Here is a 24348-nt window from a genome sequence, read left to right on the forward strand (position 1 = left end):
AATAGTATTTTGCAGACATTTTGGCACTAACCGGGCAAATTTAATTATTACATGTGATAACTAACAGAATTCCAGTTTATTTTTTTGTAACGAAGTGAAAACCGAGTCTTTTCTAGGTTCCGGGGGTCAAGAAAAGTCGTTTATCTGTCGTTGGAATAAGTTTTATCGCCCGTGCTTTATCAAACATTTGTTGAATAGCACTACGCCCCTCGTTCCCTAAATGCTCCGAATATGTATTGACATATAGATCAATGTGCTTATACATCACGTCTTCTTCCATTTCCTGTGCGTGCGAACGGATATAGTCTAACCCTGATCTAGGATTTTCAAAGGCAAACTGCACACTCTCACGAACCAATCGGTTGATTTTTAACTTAAGTTCCGCATCCAAACTACGTTTAACAACAATTCCTCCCAACGGTATCGGACTGTTCGTCGTTTGTTCCCAAAAATCACCCAGATCTACGACTTTATGCAACCCTTTAGCTTGATAGGTAAACCTATTTTCGTGAATGATCAATCCCAAATCAATCGTGCCGTCCAATAGTGACTGTTCAATGTCCGAGAACAACAGCTCTACTTTATGCTGTAGGGTTGGAAAGGCTAAACCAAGTAAAAAATTAGCCGTTGTATATTTTCCGGGAATACCAATTTTCAAATTACGCTCGTGCGAGCTCCGCGCTATACCCCTTTCTAACACCTCCTGTAAACGGGCAGCAAGCTGGGGGTCTTTCGCGATGAGCAAAGGTCCTACCCCAGAACCTAATGCGCTCCCGGCGTCTAGCAATTCGTAGTCGTTTACCGCATATGCAAAAGCATGGTAACTCAGCTTGGTGATATCTAGTTCCCGTTGAAAAGCTTTTTGGTTCAAGGTTTCCACATCTTGGTATTGTACATCAAATTCCAGTCCTCCGGTGTCGATTTTACGATGGATCAACGCATCAAAAATAAAGGTATCGTTGGGACAGGGCGAAAAGCCTAGCGTAAGTTTCATGTCTTTGCTGTTTTTTTAAGCAAAAATAAGAATTTGCTGCTATCTCCTAGCTATTATTTCCCAAGTTCCCGGTTGAAGCTCAATTGGTGCCGTACATTTTCGGCCATTAAGTTTTATTTTTCGATATCCGATAGGCAGTTTGACATGTGCAGTGGTTCCATTAGGCACAACAACATCGAGATAGAGTCTATCATCTATCATCTTATAACCAGCAAAGATATCTCCCCTTACGCTTGCCACCTTTGCCGACGCCTCACGAACGTCACCCGGTTGAGGCGCCACTAGGAACGTTTTATACCCAGGCGTAAGCGGTCTTATTCCACAAAGCCTACTGGACAACACGGTCAACCCGCCACCGCTCCACGCATGGTTTACAGTTCCTCCTCCAAAACCCTCACGACCAATTCCCCAGCCTTCGAAAAGTGTCGTGAAATAGCCATTATTGACCATTCCAGAAAACCGCTTTCGGTGTCGAGCATTCGCTTTCGTTGGCTCCTGCATTTTATACATAGCTTCAAACACATACTTTTCCATGTATGGACTTGCATGCTCTTCCTCTAAAAAAACTTTTAAAATTTGATCGTAATATTGTTCATCCGCAATGTCTGCCAGAACGGCCAGCGCATGTACCCGGTCATCCGTTTCACCTGTATACTTAGGATCCCTATACGATTGACCATTCCAAAATCGTGCGTTGAAATTTCTTTTAAACTTCTGCATCTCAAGCCAATATTCTTTAGCCTGCTCATCATAGCGCAACTCGTTTGCTATTAACTGATTACCTTTTATGGCCAGATAGTACCATAGGTTATGGATGAGCAGCATATCTTTATGGTCTCCCCAGTCTCCCCATAGCCATCCACCTTCCCTTACCCTGACAAGCCCATCGCCATCTTTTTCCCACAGTTGAAGATATTTCTGTATGGCAGGAAAAAGGTCTATAAGCAACTGTTTATCGCCCGTATGCATATAATATGTCCAGATCCCGTAGAAACCAATACTAGCCAGTGATTGATCAGCAATTTCGCTATCCCAGTTCCCCGCAGGAATGGGGGAAAATAACGCTCCATCTTCTTTTTGCCAGCCGATCAATTCATAGAGCCATTTTTTCCCCAGCGCGTGAGACGATGGCGTCAGGGCATAGAACGCTTCCTCACATTCCAGAACCGCGTCACCTGTCCATTGCGCGCGCTCACGATCCGGACAATCCATATAATTATCCCTCATCGTAATGTACAATGTGCGCACGGCCTTATCCCATAATTTGTTAAAAAACAGGTCGGATGAATGAAATTCCCCCTCAAATGCCGTATCGTATCCGGTTTCCCTGAAGTGGAGTTTGTGCACACGTAACCCCTTCGGAATCACGACATGCAGATAATGGCCATTAAGCCACCCTAAACTTTCATATTTCTGTCGTCCCTCTTTGGTGATATAAGTTGCTCGGATATTTTCTGCTCCTCCATTGTATCGGAGATAATTATCCGTTAAGAATTGAATCGTATCCCCTGCCGAGCCCTCTACATCGATAATAGGCGTAAATTGCATGTTATAAGGCAGTTTACAGATCAATGTATCCCCTTTTTCGGTAATATCTGTATCGTTGAATGCGCGCTCACCATAGTCTTTCCACAAGGGGATTGGCCGCTTCACCAGCTTATTCCAGGGATGTACACCTATTTCCCCGTATGTTTTGACATGACCAGGATTAACAAAACCAGCCGCTAGTTTATACCAGTTTTCGTTAGTTATCCTGGCATCGTACTGAATATTAGATTCCGATAACCGGAAGTTCGGCACAGTACCGGCGCTCGTTCCATATTCCTCTAGTCTTTTTCCCATCCAGGAACTATCGCTTAACAGCTCATACCCCTCACTTTGTGCATCGAAAAATAGGCCTAGCATACCACTGCTCTTATGCGAGAAACCGTTTTTACCAAAATACCATACTTTTACACCGATTGTATTTCCTCCTTTTTTTAAATATGGCGCAATATCAAACTCATCATAGTATGTATCGTTTGGGGTGGGGCCCCTTTTTAGTCCACCTTCAAAAATAACGAGTTTATCGTTGATATACAGCCAATATTTGCTGTCGACAGCAATCCGCGCAACCAACTTAGTGGGTAGGTGGTCTATCGTGAAATCTTTTCGAAAACCTGCCCAGACATTGACGGTATCTCCTTCCGGCAGATCGATACCTATCCATTTTGCTTTCCATGGTTGCGCAGAGGCCTTACCAATCAAAATGTGGCCTATAAAGAAAAATACAACTATTATCTTTAAACTTGATCCGCTCATTTTAAAACAATTAAACGAAGCGCCTGTCCTCATTATAAATTATAGCGATTCTATCAACGTCACCGTATACTTTACCGTCGTATTCGCCGGTAAAGTAGTATCAAAACCTACCATAACCGTTCCCTTATTTTGTTGATTGTAATCTCCGTATTTATAGTTCCCAAATTCACTTTTATATTCTCTTGGATTTTCAGAAGGTCTTATGGTGAGTTTAAAAGGCACCTCCGAATCGACCGTTAGGATCATATCTTTCCCCTGCTGGGAAAGTCTTATCGTATTTTCGTCCATGATTTCCGCGGATGCCGGCGTCACCATATTCCATCTCAAATCGACAGATTCGGCATTCGTTTCTATAAAATCTTCTATTTTTAGAAATGACTCCTCTACGATGACCGCCTTTCTGGTTGCCCGCTTCAGCTCATTGTTCAAGTTTAATGCTGGTGTCAAATCCACCATAGCACCGAGCTCGCGACCCCTATCATACGTTTCGATAATTTCGGATTTACCCTCCACATTATGCCGTTGATTATTAATAGTCAGCGTATTGTGATTTAAATTATTATACCTAAAAATATCCCAACGTTGCGAATTTTGACTCATGTTCCAGAGATCTACGCCCTCGGACTCCAGTGTAATATAGCTCTGCAAACCAAAATCCATTGCCCAACGGAGCTTCCCGACATCATACACAAAGGTACCTTGATCCATATGTCCATGGGGATCACCTGCTCTTCCTCCTTTGATGCCTAGATACTTCCCTTGGCCATCCTTCCAGTTCGTGCGAACAATAGATATTGGCGTCATACCATGCCCCGTATAGGTATTTCCGCGAGGTGGTTTAATTTCCGATAACGTTAGATTTTTCCCAAACACTAAAGCATTAGGTAGGAAGCGGTGTTCGTCCGAATTGATTTTTTTGGTGTACCCACCTTTTTTGATCAGCGGTATTTCCTGATAAATTAAAGCCGGATCTTGTTCTTTTTCCGCAAACCAGAATAAAGCAGAGGACGGCGCTACCGCGCGACCACCATCGTAATAATTAAAATAATAGCCAGACGGACCAACAGCATAGAGCATATAGTATGCGGAGGAGGTAAAGCCGGGTGCATTAGACAACCCGAGCTCCGACCCTAAGGCACTCTCTAACGCCGCGAAAAACATCACCTGAAAAGTGGTTCCATAATTCCAGTAGCCCGGACCTTCGGGATAATTTCCGTCCGGCGCATATGTTTCCAACGGCAACTTGGTAGATTCCAGCGCCCGTTCGATAATCGCCGTAGCCTGTTCTTTTTCATCTTCAAAAATAGCCAATGCAGCATACACCAGCCCGCCGTTACACACCGGATTCCAGTTATTATGTCGTGTTAAAAACGAATTGTCCCCGGATACATAGGACGGCTTAAAAGCCTTCTCTACAATGGCCTGCCGAACCAGCTTACGCGTATCGTCTGTTAAGCCATCATAGAGCCAGTCATAAGCGATAGCCACCCCCATTGCCATCTCCCCAACATCAAGAAAATGGGATGGATTCCAAGATTCAAATGCACATACCGCTTTAAGCTCATCCTCTGCCCGTTGCAGATAGCGGGTGTCGCCGGTCATTCGGTAACTATATGATAGGTAATACAAGCGCGTAAGAGCAAGGCGCGATATGGCCAACAGACGTTTACCTTCTTTTTTGAAGACGAGCGTCGGTTCATCAAATAGCCCATCACTAACTTGCCGAATGTACGTGTCGATTTGTTGAAATTCGGGATTTCGCTGCAAGGAGGCGCGGATAACTTCTTCATCTCCTTGTTTCAGCAAGAGCCTTGGATGACCAGCTATCTTGTCATAATCGTATGATAATTTCGTTTTATCCTGCGCACAACTCCATAGGGAGCAGGTCAAAAAACAAGTTATCAAAAGACATTTTATAGTATGAAACATAGATTTATGGTATTTTTTGCAATATACGGTTCTTTAGTTAAGTCTGGCATTGAACACGGGTGCATGCGTCGCGCGAGAAGGGGTTCCCCCTTCTACATAAGGCCAACCATCCTGACCCCATTTTATTTGATCAAGCATCAGCACCCGACCGGAAGGATCGCTGGTGCGCACACCATGATACAATATCCAATCGTTACCGGCGTCATCTTGAACGATCTGCGAACAATGTCCATTGCCCACGAAAGAATCATTTCGATCAATAATTAGGGTTCGTCCGTTATTCATCATATCAAAGCCACTTCTATTATAATAAGGGCCGGCGAGGCTAGTGGAACGTCCTACCACCAATTGATAGGTACTGTTGATTCCCGCACAGCAAGATCCGATAGAAGCAAACATATAGTAGTATCCATCTTTCTTGTGAATATACACCCCTTCGAAATAAGTGCCCGCCACCTGTCTTTTTTCCGCACCTTCTTTTACCGAAAGACCGTCCTCGCTCATCTCAATCAAGTAAATGCCGCGGAAACTTCCCCACATCATATAGTTCCGTCCATTATCTTCGATAAAGCACGGGTCGATGGAGTTTTGCACACCAATCTCATTACTTCGGAATAACGGTCCATGATCCGTAAACGGACCTGCCGGATTGCTCGCTGTGGCCACACCAATGCCGCAGCTCCACTCGCCACCCCATACGGACATGGAGTAATATAGTACGTACTTTCCGTTGATATAGCGGGCATCGGGAGCCCAAAGGCCGCCATTTGGCTCAAACGAAGGGCGAGTGGCATCCGTAAATGCTGTACCCAACAGTTCCCAGTTGACTAAATCGCTAGATTTCATGATCGGAATATTACGGATGTCCTCGGTCGCATATAAATAAAAGAATCCATCTTCCGCTTTGATTAGTGTCGGGTCAGGTAGACTCTGTGCTATCACCGGGTTACTATATAAGTTATCCAGGTAGGAGAATCGTCGAACATTCGATTGATTGGTCCCAATATCCACACGAACGTCCATGGCGATGCGTTCGCCGAGCTGTGGTGAAAACACCCGAACTAGCGTATCCGTCACCAAAAGAAGGTCGGCGGTATCGCCATCAAAGGTCACGGTAATATTTTCTTCCAAATTCCCAAATCCCGAGCCCATGATATCGACTGGTTCTCCGATATAGGCACGGGTCAGGGAGTCAATAGATGGCTTCGTAAAGCCAAACGTGAAATAGTATTGGTTGGATCGTTCTTCGCCAATCTCCAAGTGTATCTTGGCATAACCAGCCTCGGTTTGAGCAGGCACAACCGCCTCAATCCTGCCTGAGGAGTAATTTACAATCTCTGCAGCTTGGTCGCCAAACATGACCTTGATTGTCGAGCGGTCATCCCCAAAGTTTACGCCGGAGATGATCACATGATTACCAGGGAGTGCCGTTCGCGGAACCACCGCCCTTATTCCAGGTTTACTGCTGTCACCAACGTTCAAGTCATCTATCTTTTTGTCAGAACAGCCTAAAAACAGCACTGCGATAAATAAGGATGCCATGCCGTTTACTATTAATTTTTTTATCTTTTTATCCATCTTTTTCATCGATATAGTTATCTATGCTTGTAAGAAATAAATGGTGATGAAACGATCAGGTTTCATTACAGGGCTTACGATAAACCCGTTTTATTACCATGGAAAACGTTGATCCAGCTGCGTATTAATCGTTACTTCCTGCAATGGGTACGGCAGCAGAAAATGTCGACTCCGGTCGAAGGTTATCCCAGGCTCCCGATAGGTCTGGTGAAAAGCATCAGTTTCCACATAGAACGAATTAAAGCGGATCGCTTCGTCGAGTTGGTCGAGCTTTTCTCTCAATAAATTCCAGCGCACCAAATCCTGTTTGCGCAGTCCCTCAAAGCACAATTCACGCAAGCGTTCATCGACCAGCTCGTTGAAAAAAGCATCATGTTGCGTACTTCCGATATACGGATCCAGCCCTGCCCTCTCCCGCACGATATTTAAACTATTCACCGCTTCCACTGTTGCGTCTGCTGTTCCGAAACGGCCGCCGATAATGGCTTCCGCATGCATCAGCAATACGTCCGAGTAACGTAATAGTGGAAAATTGATACTGGTATAGTTTGGATCAGTAGCTGATCCCGTCACATTGTTTAGAATAGTATACGGAGCGTCTACAATGCTTCGCTGTGTACGCAACGCCTCCATATCCGTAGGTTCCCATCTCCTGTACTTGCCTATCGCAAATTCTTGGTGCAACGGGCGGTCAAAAATATAGCTCATCGTATACCGTTGATTGGCCGAAGAGTAATTGTTACGGTATCCTGCGATATTCCAGGTCATGCGGGTATCCTCCGCTGCATAGCGATTATATAGTGCAACAGAAGCATTCACATTAGCAAAACCTCGGGGAATATCGGATGTTCCGACAAACTCTACACCATTGATATTACCCATCCGTCCGTGTACATTCAACCCCATTTCGATCAAGTTGCCAAAGGACACCTCATAAAGTGATTCCCGCAAATCGTACCGATTTTGCAGGTAATTCATGAAGTGGTTACGATAGCTCTGCGGATCGGTAGCGTAAGGCACAATATGGTGCCAGCCATCTTGAATAATGATTTCGCATTGTTGTCTGGCTTTCTCAAAATACTGCCCGGGATTGTCAAAATAACAATCTGCTTCATTTTCTGCCAGGTAGGGTTGAAAGCCACCCATACGTAGATACAAGCGTGCCAGCATGCCGTGCGCCGCCATTTTATTGGGTTCGCCCGGAACGTAGTCGGGGTTATTGGCATGAAGCAGATGTTCTACAGCAAACAAATAATCGCGTTCCACCTGTTGGTAAACGTCTAGCACAGGAGAAGCGGCAACATGATTATCATCTTGATTAGCGCTGGGCGTTAGACGGATAGGCACAGGACCAAACCAATTCGCCAAATTAAAATAGGCAAATGCGCGCATAAAACGAGCCTTGGCTAAGTACAGGTTTGTTTGTTCCTCAGAAAACATCTGTGGATCTAAGTTCTTTTCCAGTTGGTTCACCAAGTTGATCATGCTGTAGAAGTGTAGCCAGATATTCTGCACTTCATCACTGGAAGAGGTATACGCATATCGAGCCGCTCCCCAGTTGGCAGCAGAAGCGTTCGTATACATCTCGTCCGTACCGCTTTCCAACACCACATTAAACTTATAACCATACATATCATCGTTGGCCATGCCGCTGTAGATCCCGGCAAGTGCCATTTCCACTTCCGATGCGGAAGAATAGAAAGTCTCGTCCCGCCAAGTCGATAGCGGGTCCAAGTCAAGAAATTTCTTGCATCCGGCACTTATACATGCGGTTAGCAAAGCCATCATGGCTACGGCCACTCGAAATCTTTTTGTATTCATCATTTCCTAATTTTATACCGTTTTATAATCGATTAAAAAGAAAGTTCCAGTCCGGCCGATATGGTCATGCTCTGCGGATAAGCAGAGTAATCCAATCCAGGGGTTAACGCCCCAAACCTTCCTACAGACACATCGGGGTCGTAGCCTTCATATTTCGTTAAGGTTAGTAGGTTCTGCGCGGAGAGTGATACTCTACATCGCTTCATACGGACGCGCGATATCAAATCCTCGGGAAGATTATAACCGAAGGAAACCGTCTTTAGCTTGAGGTAGGAACCATCCTGTATATGCCTTGAATCCAACTTATACCCGAAGGGTGTTAACAAGTTCGTACCATCGAAACGCATGCCGCCGATCTCGGTATCCGGATTTGTCGGTGTCCAAAAGTTCGTTAATGACTTTAGTCCATTTCTGCTAGTCTGGTATATATTTCCATATTCCGACTGGTTTCCATTCAACAGGTCGAATCCATAGGCCCATTGCAGTAGAAACTGCAAATCGAACGCCTTGTACTGGAAATTATTGAACAACCCACCGGTATGTTTTGGATGTGGATTACCGATAATCGTCCGGTCGTCCTGATTGATAATCCCGTCGCCATTCACATCCTTAAACCGTACCATTCCCGGCTTAGTGACACTCACATGTGTCGGAATTCCCTCCTTAAGAGTATAAGTTCCATTTTGGAAGCTGAAATCGTCCATCTGGTAAAGCCCATCGAATACGAAGCCGTACATCATACCTACTGGCTGGCCGACTTCAGTAATATACTGATACTCCGTCTGCATGAACTGCACATCCCACTGTGGATCGGTGCGAATCTCATTCTGACCACTGTTCAACTGTATCGTTTTGGTCCGGTTGAAAGAAATATTCAAATTGGTACTCCACGTGAAGTTAGCGTTTCGGATATGCTGTGACTCGAGCGTAAATTCTATTCCACGGTTGGAAACCTCGCCCACGTTTTGTTGTACACGGGCAAAGCCGGTACTTGGTGCCATATCAGCCGCCAGCAACAAATCTACCGTATTCTTCTGGTAAACATCTACCGTCAAATTATACCGTCGGAGGAGCTGTAAGTCTAAACCGACGTTGGTTTGTTCCGTTTTTTCCCAGCGCAGGTCCGGCACCGCCATATTGCTTTGAAAGGCCCCTGGAACATAACCTTGGTTGGCGCCCAGTATATAGCCGCTATTCGAGTTGACACTAAAAAGATTGTACGCCACGAAATCCCCTACACGGTTATTTCCCGTAGCGCCCCAGCCCCCGCGAAGCTTAAGATCGGTAATTGCTTCTATAGGTTTGATAAAAGGTTCCTCAGAAAGCCGCCATGCGAGGGAAAATGAGGGGAAATAGCCCCAGCGGTTGGCTGTACGAAACTTTGAAGAGCCGTCTGTACGCATCGTTGCGGTCAGTAAATATTTGTTGTCGTACGTATAGTTTACCCTTCCAAAGACCGAAAACAACGAATTTCTGGAATAGTCCGTACTGGCAATGGTTGACGCGGTCGCAATCCCTAAGTTATAGATACCAAACTCATCGGTAGGCAGGTTGGTGTTCTGTAGGCTATTGAACTTAGATGTATTGTACTGCGCTTCGAGTCCAGCCAATACGCCGTAATTGTGTTTACCAATCTGGTCTTTATACCGCAATGTATTGGAGGTTGACAACACATCCCAGCGATTGTTCGTCAACGAACCGTTGATTCCCCTACTGGTACGGGTTGCTTCATAAGAGTCTCGTTTATGGAAAGTCGTCGTTTCCCGGAGACTCGCTCGATAATTACCCATCATGCTCAGCGTCAATTTTTTCGTTATATTATAATTGAAACCAAGCGTACCGCCCAATACATCGTCAAGCCGAAAGCGATCGGTACTCTGCATTCTGCGAACGGGATTCAGAAGATAAGGGTCAGTATCTTCTACACCGGCCTCATCGCTGTCTGTCCAGTTGATCGGCGTCAAAGGGCGGAAAGATATCGCATCACGGATGATACTGTGTCTTGAATTTCCAGACGCTATCTGTCCATCGTGGTTGTTCCGGCTGTACTCGAACTGCACATTAGCCTCAAAATTAGGCGCGATTTTGTGTGTGAATTTCAACCGGTTATTGATTTTCCGGAAATTCGTCTCAATTAATGTTCCTTGTTGATTGACGAAGTTTCCACTATATAAGAACGTCGTTTTACTGTTGCCTCCGCGCAACGAAAGCGACTGATTCGTCGAGTTCGTCGACCTGAATATCTCGTCTTGCCAATTGATGCCTTCTACATCGCGGTATAATTCCGGATCCACATACTGCCGGTTAAAGAGCTCTACATTCGTGCCGGGCACATAATTGTCATTGGCGTATGCCAACTTTTGTTGATAAAGCACGTATTCATAAGGATTCATCACATTCATACGGGTCGGGATATGTTCAAACCAGGCCGACGAACGGATGTCTACATCGGTACGTCCGTCGTTATTCCCACCATAGGTATTGATCACGACGACCCCATTTGCGCCTCGCGAGCCATAGATAGCGGTCGCGGAAGCATCTTTCAGAATATCAAAACTCTTAATATCGCGTGTATTGATGGTACCTGGATCAAACCCTTCCAATGGTACACCGTCCACGACATAAAGCGGAGAGTTGTCACCCGTTATGGAGTTTCCGCCCCGGATCACGATCTGCAAAGGTGCCCCCGGCGTACCATCCTGTGAAGTCACCTGTACGCCTGCCACCCGACCGGCTAACGCCTGATCGAAGTTGGCTGCCGGTGCTTCCGCAAGTTGCTTGGTGTTGACACTAGCTACCGAACCCGTTAGATCCTCTTTTCGGATCACATCGTAGCCGATCACCACTTCCTCCAGCTTCACATCTTCTACCTCCAACACCATGTCGATCTGCTGCCGACCGAGGACAGCCTGTTCTTCTCGGCGAAATCCGAGGGAAGAAAAAATCAACACCGCATCGGATGGTACGTTATTAATGACATACGTTCCCTGCTCAGTCGTGGTTGATCCGCCTGTTTTTCCTTTTATAGAAACACTGACGCCTCCGATCGGTGTTCCACTTGCCTCTCTTACTGTCCCTTTCACACTTTGCTGCGCCTGTGCGGAGAAAGCGGAAAGGACACTGATAATTAGTATAATAAATAGGTTACTCCTCATATTTTATTAATTAGTATATCCAATAACTTAGTTTTCTGGTTCTACCGCTCTGTAATGGAAATCTGAAAGGAAGAAAATTCCCCCTCGTCCCGGTGCGGATGCGTTGTTCAGCAATTCTCCTTCGAAATAAGAAGCAATTTTAAACGCTACGGTAAAGGTTGTAGAAACCTGTTCCACAGGAATAGCATAGGTACATTTCACCCACTTGCCGTAAAAGGTACCAAGCTCTGGCCGCTTACGCCCTTCGGGATCAGCCCCCTTTTGGTCTCCAGGATACGGGGTTCCGATAAACTCCGGACCCCATGGCGCCCCAGAAGAATTGCTGCCCGCCGTACCTTCGGAACGTTGACAGCGCATCACATCATTGACCTGTGTCCAAGTACCGTTCTGCCAGTTGCCATTCGCGTCCTGAATAGCGCCCCCGGTATAATCTGTGGAAATATACACTTCCATATCCGCAGGTGTACGGCCATCTGCCATATAGGTCTGGAAGTGTGGCATATAATAATAGTCAAAAGATAGCTCGTAACCGTATTCAAACGGCGTTAAATCCTGCGTGTTGGTGACCATCCAGCTTGTCGTTGGTGTGGTGGCGTTTGATCCGTTATGCAGTTGGTTTTCAAGTACGGTCTGCGTGGTATTTTCCCGTGGTCGTTCGGGCGGTGCCACAAAGGCCCGGCCGGAACTGTTGTCAATTTCACCCCAGATATCATCGCCGATACCACGTTGAATAACCTGTACCGTGAAACCGTCACCTCCGGTAGGATATGACCCGGACGTCCGTAGGGTAGGATAAAAGAAATAAATCGTTTCTCGCGGCATGACTTCCGGCCGATCGGTGATGATGGTGGTTAGCTTCCCGTCGAACAAGACCTCTTCGCCCGTAATATTGCTGACAACACGCACGACCGGCATCAATGTATCGTAACTCGAATAGACATAATTTGGGGAAAGGGAAACCTCTCCTGTTTTGCCATCAATGACCAGCTTATCTTCTTCTGTTGCCAGTTCGTAGGTTACATCAGGGTTGGCGCTCGGCAGAAGTGGAGCGGAGGTTTTACTATCCATTTGGCCATACACTAAATTTTGGTTTTTTGGTGTATAAACAAGATTGGTCGGCAATAGCGGCCCGACGTTCAAATGAAATGCTTTCTTAAACACAGTTTCATACTTGGAAACACCATCCTGCGTCGTTACCTTAATATCAAAATAGTAGTCGCCCGCGGTAAAAGTGTGCCCAGCAGCTACCGTGATAATGCCATTGCTCGCTGTGTTCTCCGAAGCAAAAAAAGTAAGTGGGTTTCCATATTCATCCACATAACCTGCATCTGGGCTGATGGGAATATCCACCACGTGGCTCTCGCCGATACGTATGTACTGCAGGTAGGAATCATCCAAAGAAGAACCGTCGCTTCTCGAAATACCGATCAGCTCAAACTTTGGTGTCAGTCCACCGGTCTGTACCGTCGGTGGGGCCGTCACAATCTGGCCGCCCTCCCGGGCATTGCCAACACTTACATACCGCAGATCGTAGGGAGCTCCCGGCGGGTTGGTTCTAAAATCATCCTTACAAGAGAAGGAGACTATCACCCAACAACAGAGCAGGAATAAAAGCCGTGTCTTATTTTTCATGATCGATTCGTTTATAAAAGGTAGCATATATACAACATGCCTCCCTTAGTTTTATAATTGTTTTTTAATTTAATTAATGGTTTTAATAACTGTCTGTTGCAAATATCAAAAAACAATATGCATCACAGCGGGGGTAAAGCGTCTAAATTGAGGGGTCATTTTAAAATTATCTGTTATGGCACTTGGCATACGTCTGCTATTAAATTTGCTCGCTAACCATCATCTACGTTAGAAAAAAGTTGGACATTTCACACCTTTTATTCAGACGATTACCCCCCTATCCCTACGGTGAAAATTTCTTTAATTTGTTTTGTTGCTAACAATCCATATAATACTAATGAGCAGAAACCCTATAATATCCTTTTAATGTAAAACACATCCCTTTAAATAAATATACAATAGAATGAACATAATCAAGTCAACCTTGCTTTTATCCGCCCTGACATTTTTTGGCTGCCAGACAGACGATAGCAGCAAAGTATTATTGGATAGAAGTGAAAAACAGCTTTCAACCCTACGCATCGCAGCACGCGAAGAGAACAAAAATCCTAGAACCTTAACAAAAGACGGCCATATTCATTGGATCCAATCTTCTTATGATTGGACAGAAGGATTTTGGCCGGGTACCTGTTGGATGCTATACGAAGTTTCCAAAGATAAAAAATGGAAAGACGCCGCGGCAGCTTCACAGAAATTATTTAGGGAACATAAAGATCTGACCACAGATCATGATTTGGGTTTCATTTTTAACAACTCATATGGAAAAGCTTATAGAATAACGCAGGAAGAGCAATACAAGCAAGTATTGATCGATGCCGCCAATGCATTGTCTACCCGGTTCAATGATACGGTCGGTTGCATACAAAGCTGGGACGTGGACCATGGTTGGCAATCCGAGAGAGGTTGGACATTTCCGGTCATCATCGACAATTTGATGAATCTAGAGATGTTATTCGAAGTAAGTAATATCACGGGCGATAGTAGCTATAGAACGATCGCTATTGCGCATGCCAATACGACTATGGCGAACCATTTTAGACCAGATGGCAGCTCCTTCCACGTCATAGACTACGATCCTGAAACGGGGAAAGTATCCCATAAAGTAACCGCACAGGGCTATTCCGATGAAAGTGCGTGGGCGCGTGGACAAGCTTGGGCTTTATACGGATACACGATGTGCTATCGTTATACGAAGGATAAAAAATACCTTGATTTTGCGGAGAAAATAGCTGCCTTTATACTGAATCACCCAAACTATCCGGAAGACGGCGTTCCCTATTGGGATTTTGACGCGCCGAGCATTCCAAATGAAATCAGAGATGCTTCGGCTGGCGCCATTATTGCTTCTGCATTGTTGGAATTGAGCACGTACACAGGTGATAAGTACCTCACACCCGCGCAGCATATTCTTGACGCTTTGTCAAGTGATACATACACCGCAAAGACGGGAGAGAACGGAAACTTTATTTTAAAACACAGTGTCGGAAGTATTCCTCATGGAAACGAAATAGACGTTCCATTAAACTATGCTGATTACTATTATATAGAAGCACTAATTCGCCTTAGGGAAAGAGGACTATAATGCTTAAATTTGGGCTCATAACCGTGTTTCGAATGAACATTTATCTCTTTTGTTTTACACTTTTTTGGGGGACATTTTTACAAGCGGTACATGCACAAAAGCTAAAAAATATACCGGATGATCTAAAATTCCAACATTTCACTTCTGTAAATGGTTTATCCCAAAGATCCGTAGCAGACATTATACAGGATAAGAAAGGATTTATATGGTTCGGAACACGGGATGGTCTAAATAAATTTGATGGTCAAAAATTTGTGGTTTATAGACACAATACAACAGACAGTGCGAGTTTAAGTAACAGCAACATACATGCGATATATGAAGATCAGGGCGGGAATCTTTGGGTGGGTACCGAAAGGGGATTAAACAAATATAATCCTGCCACAGACAAATTCATTCGTTATACATTCGCGGATTCCCCTCATGCCGTGGCGGATAACTTGGTACACGATATTACACAGTTAAGCAGCCGCATATTATGGGTCGCCACCGAGAACGGGATTATCCAATTGGATATACAGACAAATGAAATCAAAAAAATTCAAAAACAAGCCGGCAAGCCACATTCCCTGAGCGACAATAACCTACGGTCCTTTTTACGGGATGGGGATGGCAATATCTGGATCTGTAATACCCGTTATATTGATGTATATAATATCCAGCAAGGTCAGTTTAAACGCTTGGAGTATCCACAGAAAGCCAATAAGAGTAGCATCCACCTGAATGACCTTCCTTCCCTATATCTCGATAAGAAAAACACACTATGGCTCGGATATGAGCAGGGTCTTGCACGGTACGACCGCTCTACGGAAAGCTTTGTCGACTTCGAATTTAAGCAATCGAAAGCCATCACCAGCGCTACACGTACCATCTGCGAAGACCATGCCGGAAACCTGTGGATAGGCAGCTATTCAGGACTCTACATTCTAAGTGCCGACCGTCAGGAATTAAAGCATATTGTACACGATCCGGATAATTCCGGCAGCCTGAGCCAAAACTCGATCTACCGCATTATTCGCGATTCGCGGGGCGACATGTGGATCGGAACCTGGGCCGACGGCATCAATTACTACAACCGGGACAACACCGTTTTCAAAAACATACACGCAGGAAATACCGCCAATAAGCTCAACTACAAGGTGGTCAGCGGCATGGCCGAGGATGCATCCGGCAACCTATGGATAGGTACCGAGGGCGGCGGGCTGAACTACTACAACAGAAACACACAGAAGTTTACCTATTATACCCATCGTGCAAACGACCCACATAGCATAAGTGCCAACAACATAAAATCAGTCATTATTGGCCGCGACAGCAATATTTGGATAGGTATGCACGATGGTGGGCTAGATCTTCTAACCGCTAGCGAAAAGCCCTTTAAATTTCAAAAAATAGACTTTCCTCCGAACCAAAATATTTCTTTAAAAGCTTATAAAGTGCTTACTCTTTTTGAAGACCATAATGGTAACATTTGGATCGGCACGCTCACCGGGGGATTGATTTTCTATGACACAGATAGAAAAATACTGTCGAAAATCGATAAGGACATCAAAACAGTGATGAGCATAACCCAGACCGAAAACCCGGACTTATTACTTATTGGTGGGAACAACGGTATAGAAACTATTCATATCCATACAAAACAGAAACAGCGCGTACAAGTAAAGGAACACGCCCAAACGGAGCCCCTTCTCTATGTAAATACCATATTCGTAGACCCATCCGGCCATTACTGGATCGGAACAGAAGGGCAAGGGTTGTATATATACAATCCTAAAGAACAAACAACAAAATCTTACAGTAAAAAAGACGGTTTACCAAATGATATTATCTATGGTATTCTACCCGACGACAACGGTAAGATCTGGGTAAGTACCAATAACGGAATCAGCCAAATCGATCCCGCATCCAACACGTTAAAAAACTACAATCAATCAGACGGTCTACAAGGAAACGAGTTCAACTATGGCTCTTTTTTTAAAACAGGTAAAAACGAGTTGTTCTTTGGCGGTACAAACGGATTGTCTTACTTCGACCCAAAGGATCTTCGAAGAAATACGTTTGTGCCTCCGATTGATATTACTAATATCGATGTAAATAATGCGCTTTTCCGTAAAATCACAGATTCGGTGACGACCATTATCCTCGCGTACAACGAAAATAATTTTAGTATAGATTTTACCTCATTAAGCTATATGCGCCCCGAGAAAAACGAGTTTGCATATAGGTTGGAGGGATATGACGAAGATTGGAACTATATTGGAAACCAGCGACGCGCTGTATACACCAATATTCAGCAGGGAGAATATGTTTTTAAAGTAATCGGGGCTAATAATGATGGGATCTGGAATGAGCGGGGGACAACACTTCGTATACATGTACTCCCTCCTCCATGGAAAACTTGGTGGGCGTATTTACTTTATTTTATCTTGTGTAGCAGCCTGTTTCTTTACATCCGAAAATTAACTCTTCTACGTATAAAAGAGCGAAAAGAAAAAGAACGAGCAGAAGAGATCAATCAATTGAAGCTTCAATTGTTCACGGATATATCGCATGACTTTCGAACACCACTAACGTTAATCATCAGCCCCCTTGAAAAGATGGTTCACAAAAAACTAGGTGATTCTTATATTCAGCGGCAACATGATATTATGTTGAAAAACGCAAGGATGCTATTACAGTTGGTCAATCAGATATTAGATTTTAGAAAAAGTGAATCCGGAAAGCTTACCTTACAAGCCACAAAAAATAATATCGTGCCTTTTATCGAGGAGGTTAAAAGCTCCTTTGACGCACTTGCAGATAAAAAAAACATCCAATATCGGTTCATCACGCGCCATGATCATATTCCCGTCTGGTTCGATAAGGCTAAGCTGAAAAACATGTTGTTTAACCTATTGTCGAATGCCTTCAAATTCAGTCATGACGACAGCGATATAACGATATATGTTTCTACTACCTCAAAGAAAGTGAATGGTAAGCTTGTGAATTATGTAAAAATTAGTGTCCTTAATTTCGGGCCAGTTATCTCCAAAGAAGATCTTCCGCTCATTTTTGAGCAGTTTTACCAGCTTCCTTACAAACAAAAGAATCTCGGATCCGGTATAGGACTTTCCCTGACCAAGCGACTCGTGGAGCTTCATCGGGGCAAGATCATCGTCAACAGCTCTGAAACCAAGGGTACACGTTTTAGTATCTTATTAAAGTTGGGAAACGAACATCTGGAAAAAAATGAATGTATAGAAGAATCAGCTATCTTCGAAAGATACGAAGAAGACTTACAATACGTGGATGTAGGAGAAGATCAATTTGACCTACAGCAAGAGATAGGTATAGACGCAGAACCTTCGTCCGACACCCATTTTGTGGAAAGCCGACAAAATCTTCTCATTGTGGAAGACAACATCGATCTTCAAAAGTTCATTCAAGAAATATTCAAGGACAAATACCGTGTTTTCACCGCCGAAAACGGAGAAGATGCTATTGCGATCGCTCATCAAGAAACTATTGACCTGATTGTCAGCGATGTGCAAATGCCGATTATGGACGGTTTTGAACTCTGCCGATACATCAAAACAACGCTGATCTGCAGTCATATTCCGGTGATATTGTTAACGGCAAAAACATCCTCGGTCCACCAAGAGAAAGGCTATCGTACGGGAGCAGATGCCTATATTACCAAACCTTTTAATGCAGAAATTTTGGCGCTTAGGGTCGATAATTTATTAAAAACGAGAGCCAATCTAGTCCGCAAATTTAAACAGGATACTATACTGGAGCCTAAGAAGCTGACTATATCTTCACCCGATGAGCTTTTTTTGGAAAAAGCAATTTCTGTTGTGGAGCATCATATTAGTGACCCGGATTTCAACGTTAGCGCATTCATCGAACAGATGAATATGAGCCGTACGGTTATCTATACAAAACTAAAAGCGCTTACCGGTCAAAATCTTTCTACTTTTATTCGGCTCATCCGACTTAAAAAAGCAAGCACACTGATTACCCATACACCAATGAATGTATCACAGGTAGCTTACGAAGTCGGTTTCAACGACCTCAAGTATTTCCGGGAGAGTTTTAAAGAATTATATAAGGTTACACCTTCGGAATATAAAAAACAATACCAGGAGAAAAAACATCAGGCATAGGAAAATACCATCTCTCGCATAAACACGATCAAGACAATCATCGCTAAAAATGTAGCCAACACCACGCCATTAGCTGTAGCTTCTTTTTCGTTACGGTATAAGAAACGAACCGAAATAAGGTTCAGGGTAGCAGCAATTACATACAAAGCGATAGGCTTTTGTATAAATAAAGACGTTTGAATGGAGGTAAAGATCGTTGCTAAATGAGCCAGCAATGGAAAAATAACCCCTAATGCCATACCTATCCAAAAGTTATTTTTCATTCCTATTTCACATCAAAATTCCACGAATTTAATTCCGTGATGGTATGGTGAGCGGTCATATCAAACTGTGTCGGCACAATGGAAACATAGCCATTACTCAAAGCATAAGCGTCGGTATCCTCTCCTCTGTCCAACAATTGAAATTTACCCGTCATCCAAAAATATTCTCTATCATAAGGATCCAAACGCTCGTCAAACTCCTCAAACCACTTAGCAGTAGCCTGTCTACATATTTTTATTCCTTTCAGCTCTTGGCTGATATGTGGAAAGTTAACATTCAATAAGGTCGCTTTTTGCAATCCGCGATCCAGCACCTGCTGTGCTATAGCCCTTACATAGGGTCGGCAATGGGAAAAATCGGCATGATGGGAAAAATCATCCAAGGAGAATCCAATCGATGGAATATCCTCTATGGCCCCTTCTACGGCAGCAGACATTGTGCCCGAATATAATACGTTGATCGAATAATTCAATCCGTGGTTGATGCCCGATACGCACAGATCCGGCTTTTTACCTTTAAAAATCTTATTTACGGCAAGCTTAACACAGTCTACCGGCGTGCCAGAGCATTTATACATCTCCACACCTTCATACAAATCGATTTTATCCAAGCGGAGCGGCTTGCCAATGGTAATGGCGTGCCCCATCCCTGATTGTGGACTGTCGGGAGCCACCACAACGACATTACCTATTTTTTGCATTTCTTCCAGCAACACCTTGATTCCAGGAGCAGTAATGCCATCATCGTTAACGACCAAAATCGTCGGTTTCTTCTTTGCCATAGGGCGAAAATAAGGTTTATGTTCTTTTTTTTGCTTAATTTATACAAAATTCATCATTTTTCTATTTGTTCTTGTATACGTAAAGTATAACTTTGGAAGTCAATTAAAACAGATATGCAACAAAAATCAGATATAGGCGTCATTGGTATCGCCGTTATGGGGGAAAACCTTATCTTAAATATGGAAAGCAAAGGCTTCCATGTGTCTGCTTACAACCGTACAGTAGACAAGGTAGAACATTTTGTCAACGGTCGCGCAAAGGGTAAAAATATCTATGGAGCTACTTCCATCGAGGATTTGATCCAGTCGTTAAAAAGTCCGCGGAAAGTAATGTTAATGGTAAAAGCCGGGAAACCTGTTGATGACTTCATCGAGCTATTGATTCCACATCTGGATGAGGGCGATATCATTATCGACGGCGGAAACTCCCATTTTCCGGATACCGAGCGACGAACCAAATATGTAGAAAGCAAAGGTTTGTATTATATCGGAACTGGTGTGTCGGGCGGAGAAGAAGGTGCATTATTGGGTCCATCGATCATGCCAGGCGGTTCTTCGGCAGCATGGCCTGCCGTACAGCCAATTTTTCAGTCGATTGCTGCAAAAGTTGCCGATGGTTCTCCGTGCTGCGACTGGGTAGGTTCCGGTGGCGCAGGACATTTTGTGAAAATGGTGCACAACGGTATTGAATATGGCGATATGCAGCTGATCAACGAAACTTATCACATCATGAAAGATGTGCTGGGTATGACACCCGATCAGATGCATGAAGTGTTCAAGGAATGGAATGAAGGTGAGTTGGATAGCTACCTGATTGAGATTACCCGTGACATCTTAGCATTTAAGGATGAAGACGGCGAGCCGCTAGTGGACAAGATTCTTGATACCGCCGGACAAAAGGGTACCGGTAAATGGACAGGAACGGTAGCGCTTGATCTGGGCATACCGCTTACGCTTATTGCCGAGTCGGTATTTGCGCGTTGCTTATCGGCACTGAAAGATGAGCGCGTAGCAGCTTCTAAGGTGTTAGAAGGGCCAAAGCCATCTTTCGATGGGGACCGCCAAGCGTTCATCAATGACCTACGCGACGCGTTATATGCGGCTAAAGTTATCTCCTACGCACAGGGATATCAAATGATGGCCGCGGCTGCCAAGGAATTTGGCTGGGAATTAAACTACGGCAGTATAGCGCTCATGTGGCGCGAGGGATGTATCATCCGTTCTGCTTTCTTAAGCAAGATCAAAGAAGCCTTTGATAAAAATCCGGCATTGCAAAACCTGATTCTGGATGATTTCTTTAAAGATAAAATTCAAACAGCCCAGCATGGCTGGCGTCGGGTGGTTGCAACGGCGGTTACCAACGGTATTCCTGTTCCTTGCCTCAGTGCCGGCTTGATCTACTATGATGGCTATCGCTGCGAACGCCTGCCGGCAAATCTGTTGCAGGCACAGCGTGACTATTTCGGCGCGCATACCTACGAGCGCCTCGACAAACCACGTGGTGAGTTTTTTCATACCAACTGGACAGGTCGCGGTGGGGAGACTTCCTCCACAACCTACGACGTATAAGTCTAAAATTTTATTTAGATTTTTCATTTCATGCGCTGGGGCTTCCTCAGCGCATTTTTTTAAATATAAACCCGTATCTTTCGTTAAAAATCATGAGCATGGAAAGAAGAAATTTTCTAAAATCAGTGACTGCCGCAGGTTTAACCGGTACGTTGCTTACATCCTGTACCTCCTCGGTGGAAGAAGGCACAAAGTCTGCTAACACAATCACGAATGGTACCATTTTACATAGTGTATATTTTTGGTTAAAAGACGATATTACCGAGGAAGAAGAGCAGGATTTCCTAAACTTTTTTGAAGAGCTTCGCAAAGTACCTGGTGTGCAAACCTTGCAATACGGAAAACCTGCTCCTACCAATCCACGCCCGGTTGTTGACAATTCCTTTCAATACAACTTGGTCGTTACCTTTCAGAACATGGACGATATTAACACGTACGAAACACATCCTACGCATATTTCTGCAGCGGAACAATACAGTAAATATTGGACAAAAGTGGAGGTTAGGGATACGATCATTATGTAAACGTTTCCGAAGATATTTGCCTTTAAGTGCACTTTAACTCTTATCTTAGACCATTTATCAGTTTAATCATTATAATACTATGGCAAACCACACCATTTTCGAGAGTCGATATGCGATTGGACCCAATGAAACGAAATCATTGGATACCAAGGGCCTTCGTGAAAACTTCCTGATTGAAACCGTTTTCGCAGCGAATAAAATCCATTTTGTATATAGCCATTACGACCGTTATATGGCCGGTGGTGCAATGCCTGTCGACGGACGCTTGCAACTGGAGACGATAGATGATCTTTTGAAGGAACCCTACTTTCTTTCCAGACGGGAGCTAGGCGTTATTAACGTGGGTGGAGATGGAAAGGTAGAAGTAGATGGTACGGTCTATGAAATTGGTCACAAGGAGGCTTTATATGTAGGAAAAGGCGCGAAAGAAGTCTTTTTCAGCAGCAATGATGCCTCGAACCCGGCGAAGTTTTATCTGAATTCTACGCCGGCACACCACAGTTTTCCAACAAAGCGCGTGACCAAAGCCGAAGCAAATAAAATAGAACTCGGCGCCATGGAAACAGCAAACCACCGCGTTATCAACCAGATGCTACTACACAAGGTACTAGATACCTGCCAATTGCAGATGGGCATGACCGAACTACAACCAGGTTCTGTATGGAACACCATGCCATCCCACACACACGACCGCCGTATGGAAGTATACTTCTATTTCGATTTACCAAAAGACCAAGCCGTTTCTCATTTTATGGGACCAATTGATGAAACACGTCATATTTGGATGAAAAACGAGCAGGCCGTTATATCTCCTCCATGGTCTATCCATTCGGGCGCCGGAACCAGTAACTATACGTTTATCTGGGGAATGGCCGGTGAAAACTTGGACTACGATGATATGGATAAATGTGCCATAACGGATTTAAAATAGCAACAGCGATGCAGAAAACGATTTGGTCGATCCTAGCTTGTGCTTTGTTAAGTACAAGCTGCGCTGAGCAACAGAAAGGCATTGTCGTCAGCAATCCAACGGATGTTGCACGCCAGGAGCTCATCAGTATTCCCTATGATGAGTTTACAACACATTTTGATGTAGACTCTATCTTTTCAGTCAAGCTGATGGATACCGAGACTGCGCTTCCATATCAACTGGAAAAAAGAGGAAATACCACCCCTGAAAACGTATTGATTTGGATACCTGTAGATGCGAAAGGTGAAGTTACACTATCTGTAACAAAACAGGAGGCCAAACCGGCGTTCAAAGCACAAACCTTTGCTCGCTTTGTGCCAGAGCGTTTTGACGATTTCGCCTGGGAAAACAATGTACTTGCTTTTCGTATGTATGGCAAAGCGCTAGAGGGACGACCAGATGATGCACAGGGGATGGATGTATGGGCAAAACGAACAGAAGAATTGGTGATAGACAAATGGTATAAGGAGAACGATTATCATACCGACCACGGCGAAGGACTGGACTATTATTCGGTAGGGCAGACCGTGGGTGCGGGCGATATAATGCCTTATTTTGATGGTAAAGTGCATTTCACCAAACACTATCGGGAATACCAAATACTAGACAATGGTCCGCTTCGAACCACATTTCAACTCACTTTTGAACCGGAGGAAATAAACGGGCAAATGATCTCCCTGACCAAAACCATATCGCTCGATGCGGATCAACACTTCAATAAAGTTGTCATCGACCTTAAAAACCAACAGTCGGAAAGCACGCCTGTAGTCGTTGGGCTAGCAAGACGAGGAGAAAGCGAACCGCAGTACGACTTTAACGAATCAAACGGTAGCTTGGCTTATTGGGAGCCAGATATCCAGGGGCATGGCCAAACCGGAACGGCATTAATATTAACGGAAAACAAATCCACGTTTATCGATAACGATAATGCACAGTTTTTACTGGGCACTGAAGTTCAGCAGAATAAGCCTTTTGTATATTACAATGGCGCTGCTTGGAACAAAGCGGGTCAGGTGACTTCTGCCGACGAATGGAAAGGCCTTGTCGAAAAACAAGTAGAAAAATTAAAAAATCCTTTGGTTGTTAAACTAAAATAAAAA

At 44.3% G+C, this 24348-nt stretch carries 15 protein-coding genes; 6 read left to right on the forward strand and 9 right to left on the reverse strand.

Features of this window, described 5'->3' with window-relative positions; genetic code table 11:
* Positions 1-112: 112 nt before the first annotated feature.
* The 7 genes from EWE74_RS14340 to EWE74_RS14370 form a co-directional block, all read right to left on the reverse strand.
* Positions 113-994, reverse strand: a complete 882-nt coding sequence (locus EWE74_RS14340; protein WP_130142197.1) for a 1,4-dihydroxy-6-naphthoate synthase — start codon at positions 992-994, stop codon at positions 113-115.
* A 39-nt stretch (positions 995-1033) separates the two neighbouring features.
* Positions 1034-3295 carry an alpha-L-rhamnosidase-related protein gene (locus EWE74_RS14345; protein ID WP_130142198.1) on the reverse strand — a complete coding sequence of 754 codons (2262 nt, stop codon included), beginning with the start codon at positions 3293-3295 and terminating at the stop codon, positions 1034-1036.
* A gap of 39 nt (positions 3296-3334) precedes the next feature.
* Complete coding sequence (locus tag EWE74_RS14350) at positions 3335-5200, reverse strand: heparinase II/III domain-containing protein (protein WP_239018666.1); 1866 nt, start codon at positions 5198-5200, stop codon at positions 3335-3337.
* 57 nt (positions 5201-5257) lie between these two features.
* Positions 5258-6802: a family 43 glycosylhydrolase gene (locus tag EWE74_RS14355; protein WP_165384726.1), complete on the reverse strand. Its 1545-nt coding sequence runs from the start codon at positions 6800-6802 to the stop codon at positions 5258-5260.
* Between the two features lie 93 nt (positions 6803-6895).
* Positions 6896-8626 (reverse strand): RagB/SusD family nutrient uptake outer membrane protein, encoded by a 1731-nt coding sequence (locus tag EWE74_RS14360; RefSeq protein ID WP_130142201.1) that lies wholly within the window; start codon positions 8624-8626, stop codon positions 6896-6898.
* A gap of 29 nt (positions 8627-8655) precedes the next feature.
* On the reverse strand, positions 8656-11778 hold the full coding sequence (locus EWE74_RS14365; RefSeq protein WP_130142202.1) for a SusC/RagA family TonB-linked outer membrane protein: 3123 nt from the start codon (positions 11776-11778) through the stop codon (positions 8656-8658).
* A 27-nt stretch (positions 11779-11805) separates the two neighbouring features.
* Entirely contained in the window at positions 11806-13410 is a 1605-nt protein-coding gene (locus EWE74_RS14370) for a hypothetical protein (RefSeq protein ID WP_130142203.1), read from the reverse strand.
* 403 nt (positions 13411-13813) lie between these two features.
* On the opposite strand from EWE74_RS14370, the gene EWE74_RS14375 reads away from it, so the two are divergent.
* Together EWE74_RS14375 and EWE74_RS14380 are read left to right on the forward strand one after the other, a co-directional pair.
* Complete coding sequence (locus EWE74_RS14375) at positions 13814-14992, forward strand: glycoside hydrolase family 88 protein (protein WP_130142204.1); 1179 nt, start codon at positions 13814-13816, stop codon at positions 14990-14992.
* A gap of 32 nt (positions 14993-15024) precedes the next feature.
* Positions 15025-19140, forward strand: coding sequence for a hybrid sensor histidine kinase/response regulator transcription factor (locus tag EWE74_RS14380; protein ID WP_130142205.1), 4116 nt, complete (start codon positions 15025-15027; stop codon positions 19138-19140).
* On the opposite strand, the gene EWE74_RS14385 is transcribed toward EWE74_RS14380, so the two are convergent.
* Both EWE74_RS14385 and surE read right to left on the reverse strand, forming a co-directional pair.
* Entirely contained in the window at positions 19131-19403 is a 273-nt protein-coding gene (locus tag EWE74_RS14385) for a hypothetical protein (protein ID WP_130142206.1), read from the reverse strand. The two genes, EWE74_RS14380 and EWE74_RS14385, sit on opposite strands and share 10 nt — an antisense overlap.
* A 2-nt stretch (positions 19404-19405) precedes the next feature.
* Positions 19406-20185 carry a 5'/3'-nucleotidase SurE gene (gene surE, locus EWE74_RS14390; protein WP_130142207.1) on the reverse strand — a complete coding sequence of 260 codons (780 nt, stop codon included), beginning with the start codon at positions 20183-20185 and terminating at the stop codon, positions 19406-19408.
* 114 nt (positions 20186-20299) lie between these two features.
* On the opposite strand from surE, the gene gnd reads away from it, so the two are divergent.
* The 4 genes from gnd (at position 20300) to EWE74_RS14410 (ending at position 24345) form a co-directional block, all read left to right on the forward strand.
* Positions 20300-21754, forward strand: a complete 1455-nt coding sequence (gnd, locus tag EWE74_RS14395) for a decarboxylating NADP(+)-dependent phosphogluconate dehydrogenase (protein WP_130142208.1) — start codon at positions 20300-20302, stop codon at positions 21752-21754.
* A gap of 98 nt (positions 21755-21852) precedes the next feature.
* A complete protein-coding gene (locus EWE74_RS14400; RefSeq protein WP_165384727.1) occupies positions 21853-22278 on the forward strand; it encodes a Dabb family protein in 426 nt (141 codons plus the stop codon).
* Between the two features lie 79 nt (positions 22279-22357).
* Positions 22358-23209 (forward strand): 5-dehydro-4-deoxy-D-glucuronate isomerase, encoded by an 852-nt coding sequence (gene kduI / locus EWE74_RS14405; RefSeq protein ID WP_130142210.1) that lies wholly within the window; start codon positions 22358-22360, stop codon positions 23207-23209.
* Between the two features lie 8 nt (positions 23210-23217).
* Positions 23218-24345, forward strand: coding sequence for a DUF4861 family protein (locus tag EWE74_RS14410; protein ID WP_130142211.1), 1128 nt, complete (start codon positions 23218-23220; stop codon positions 24343-24345).
* Positions 24346-24348: the final 3 nt, after the last annotated feature.

This window comes from Sphingobacterium corticibacterium, assembly GCF_004208525.1.
GTDB lineage: Bacteria > Bacteroidota > Bacteroidia > Sphingobacteriales > Sphingobacteriaceae > Sphingobacterium > Sphingobacterium corticibacterium.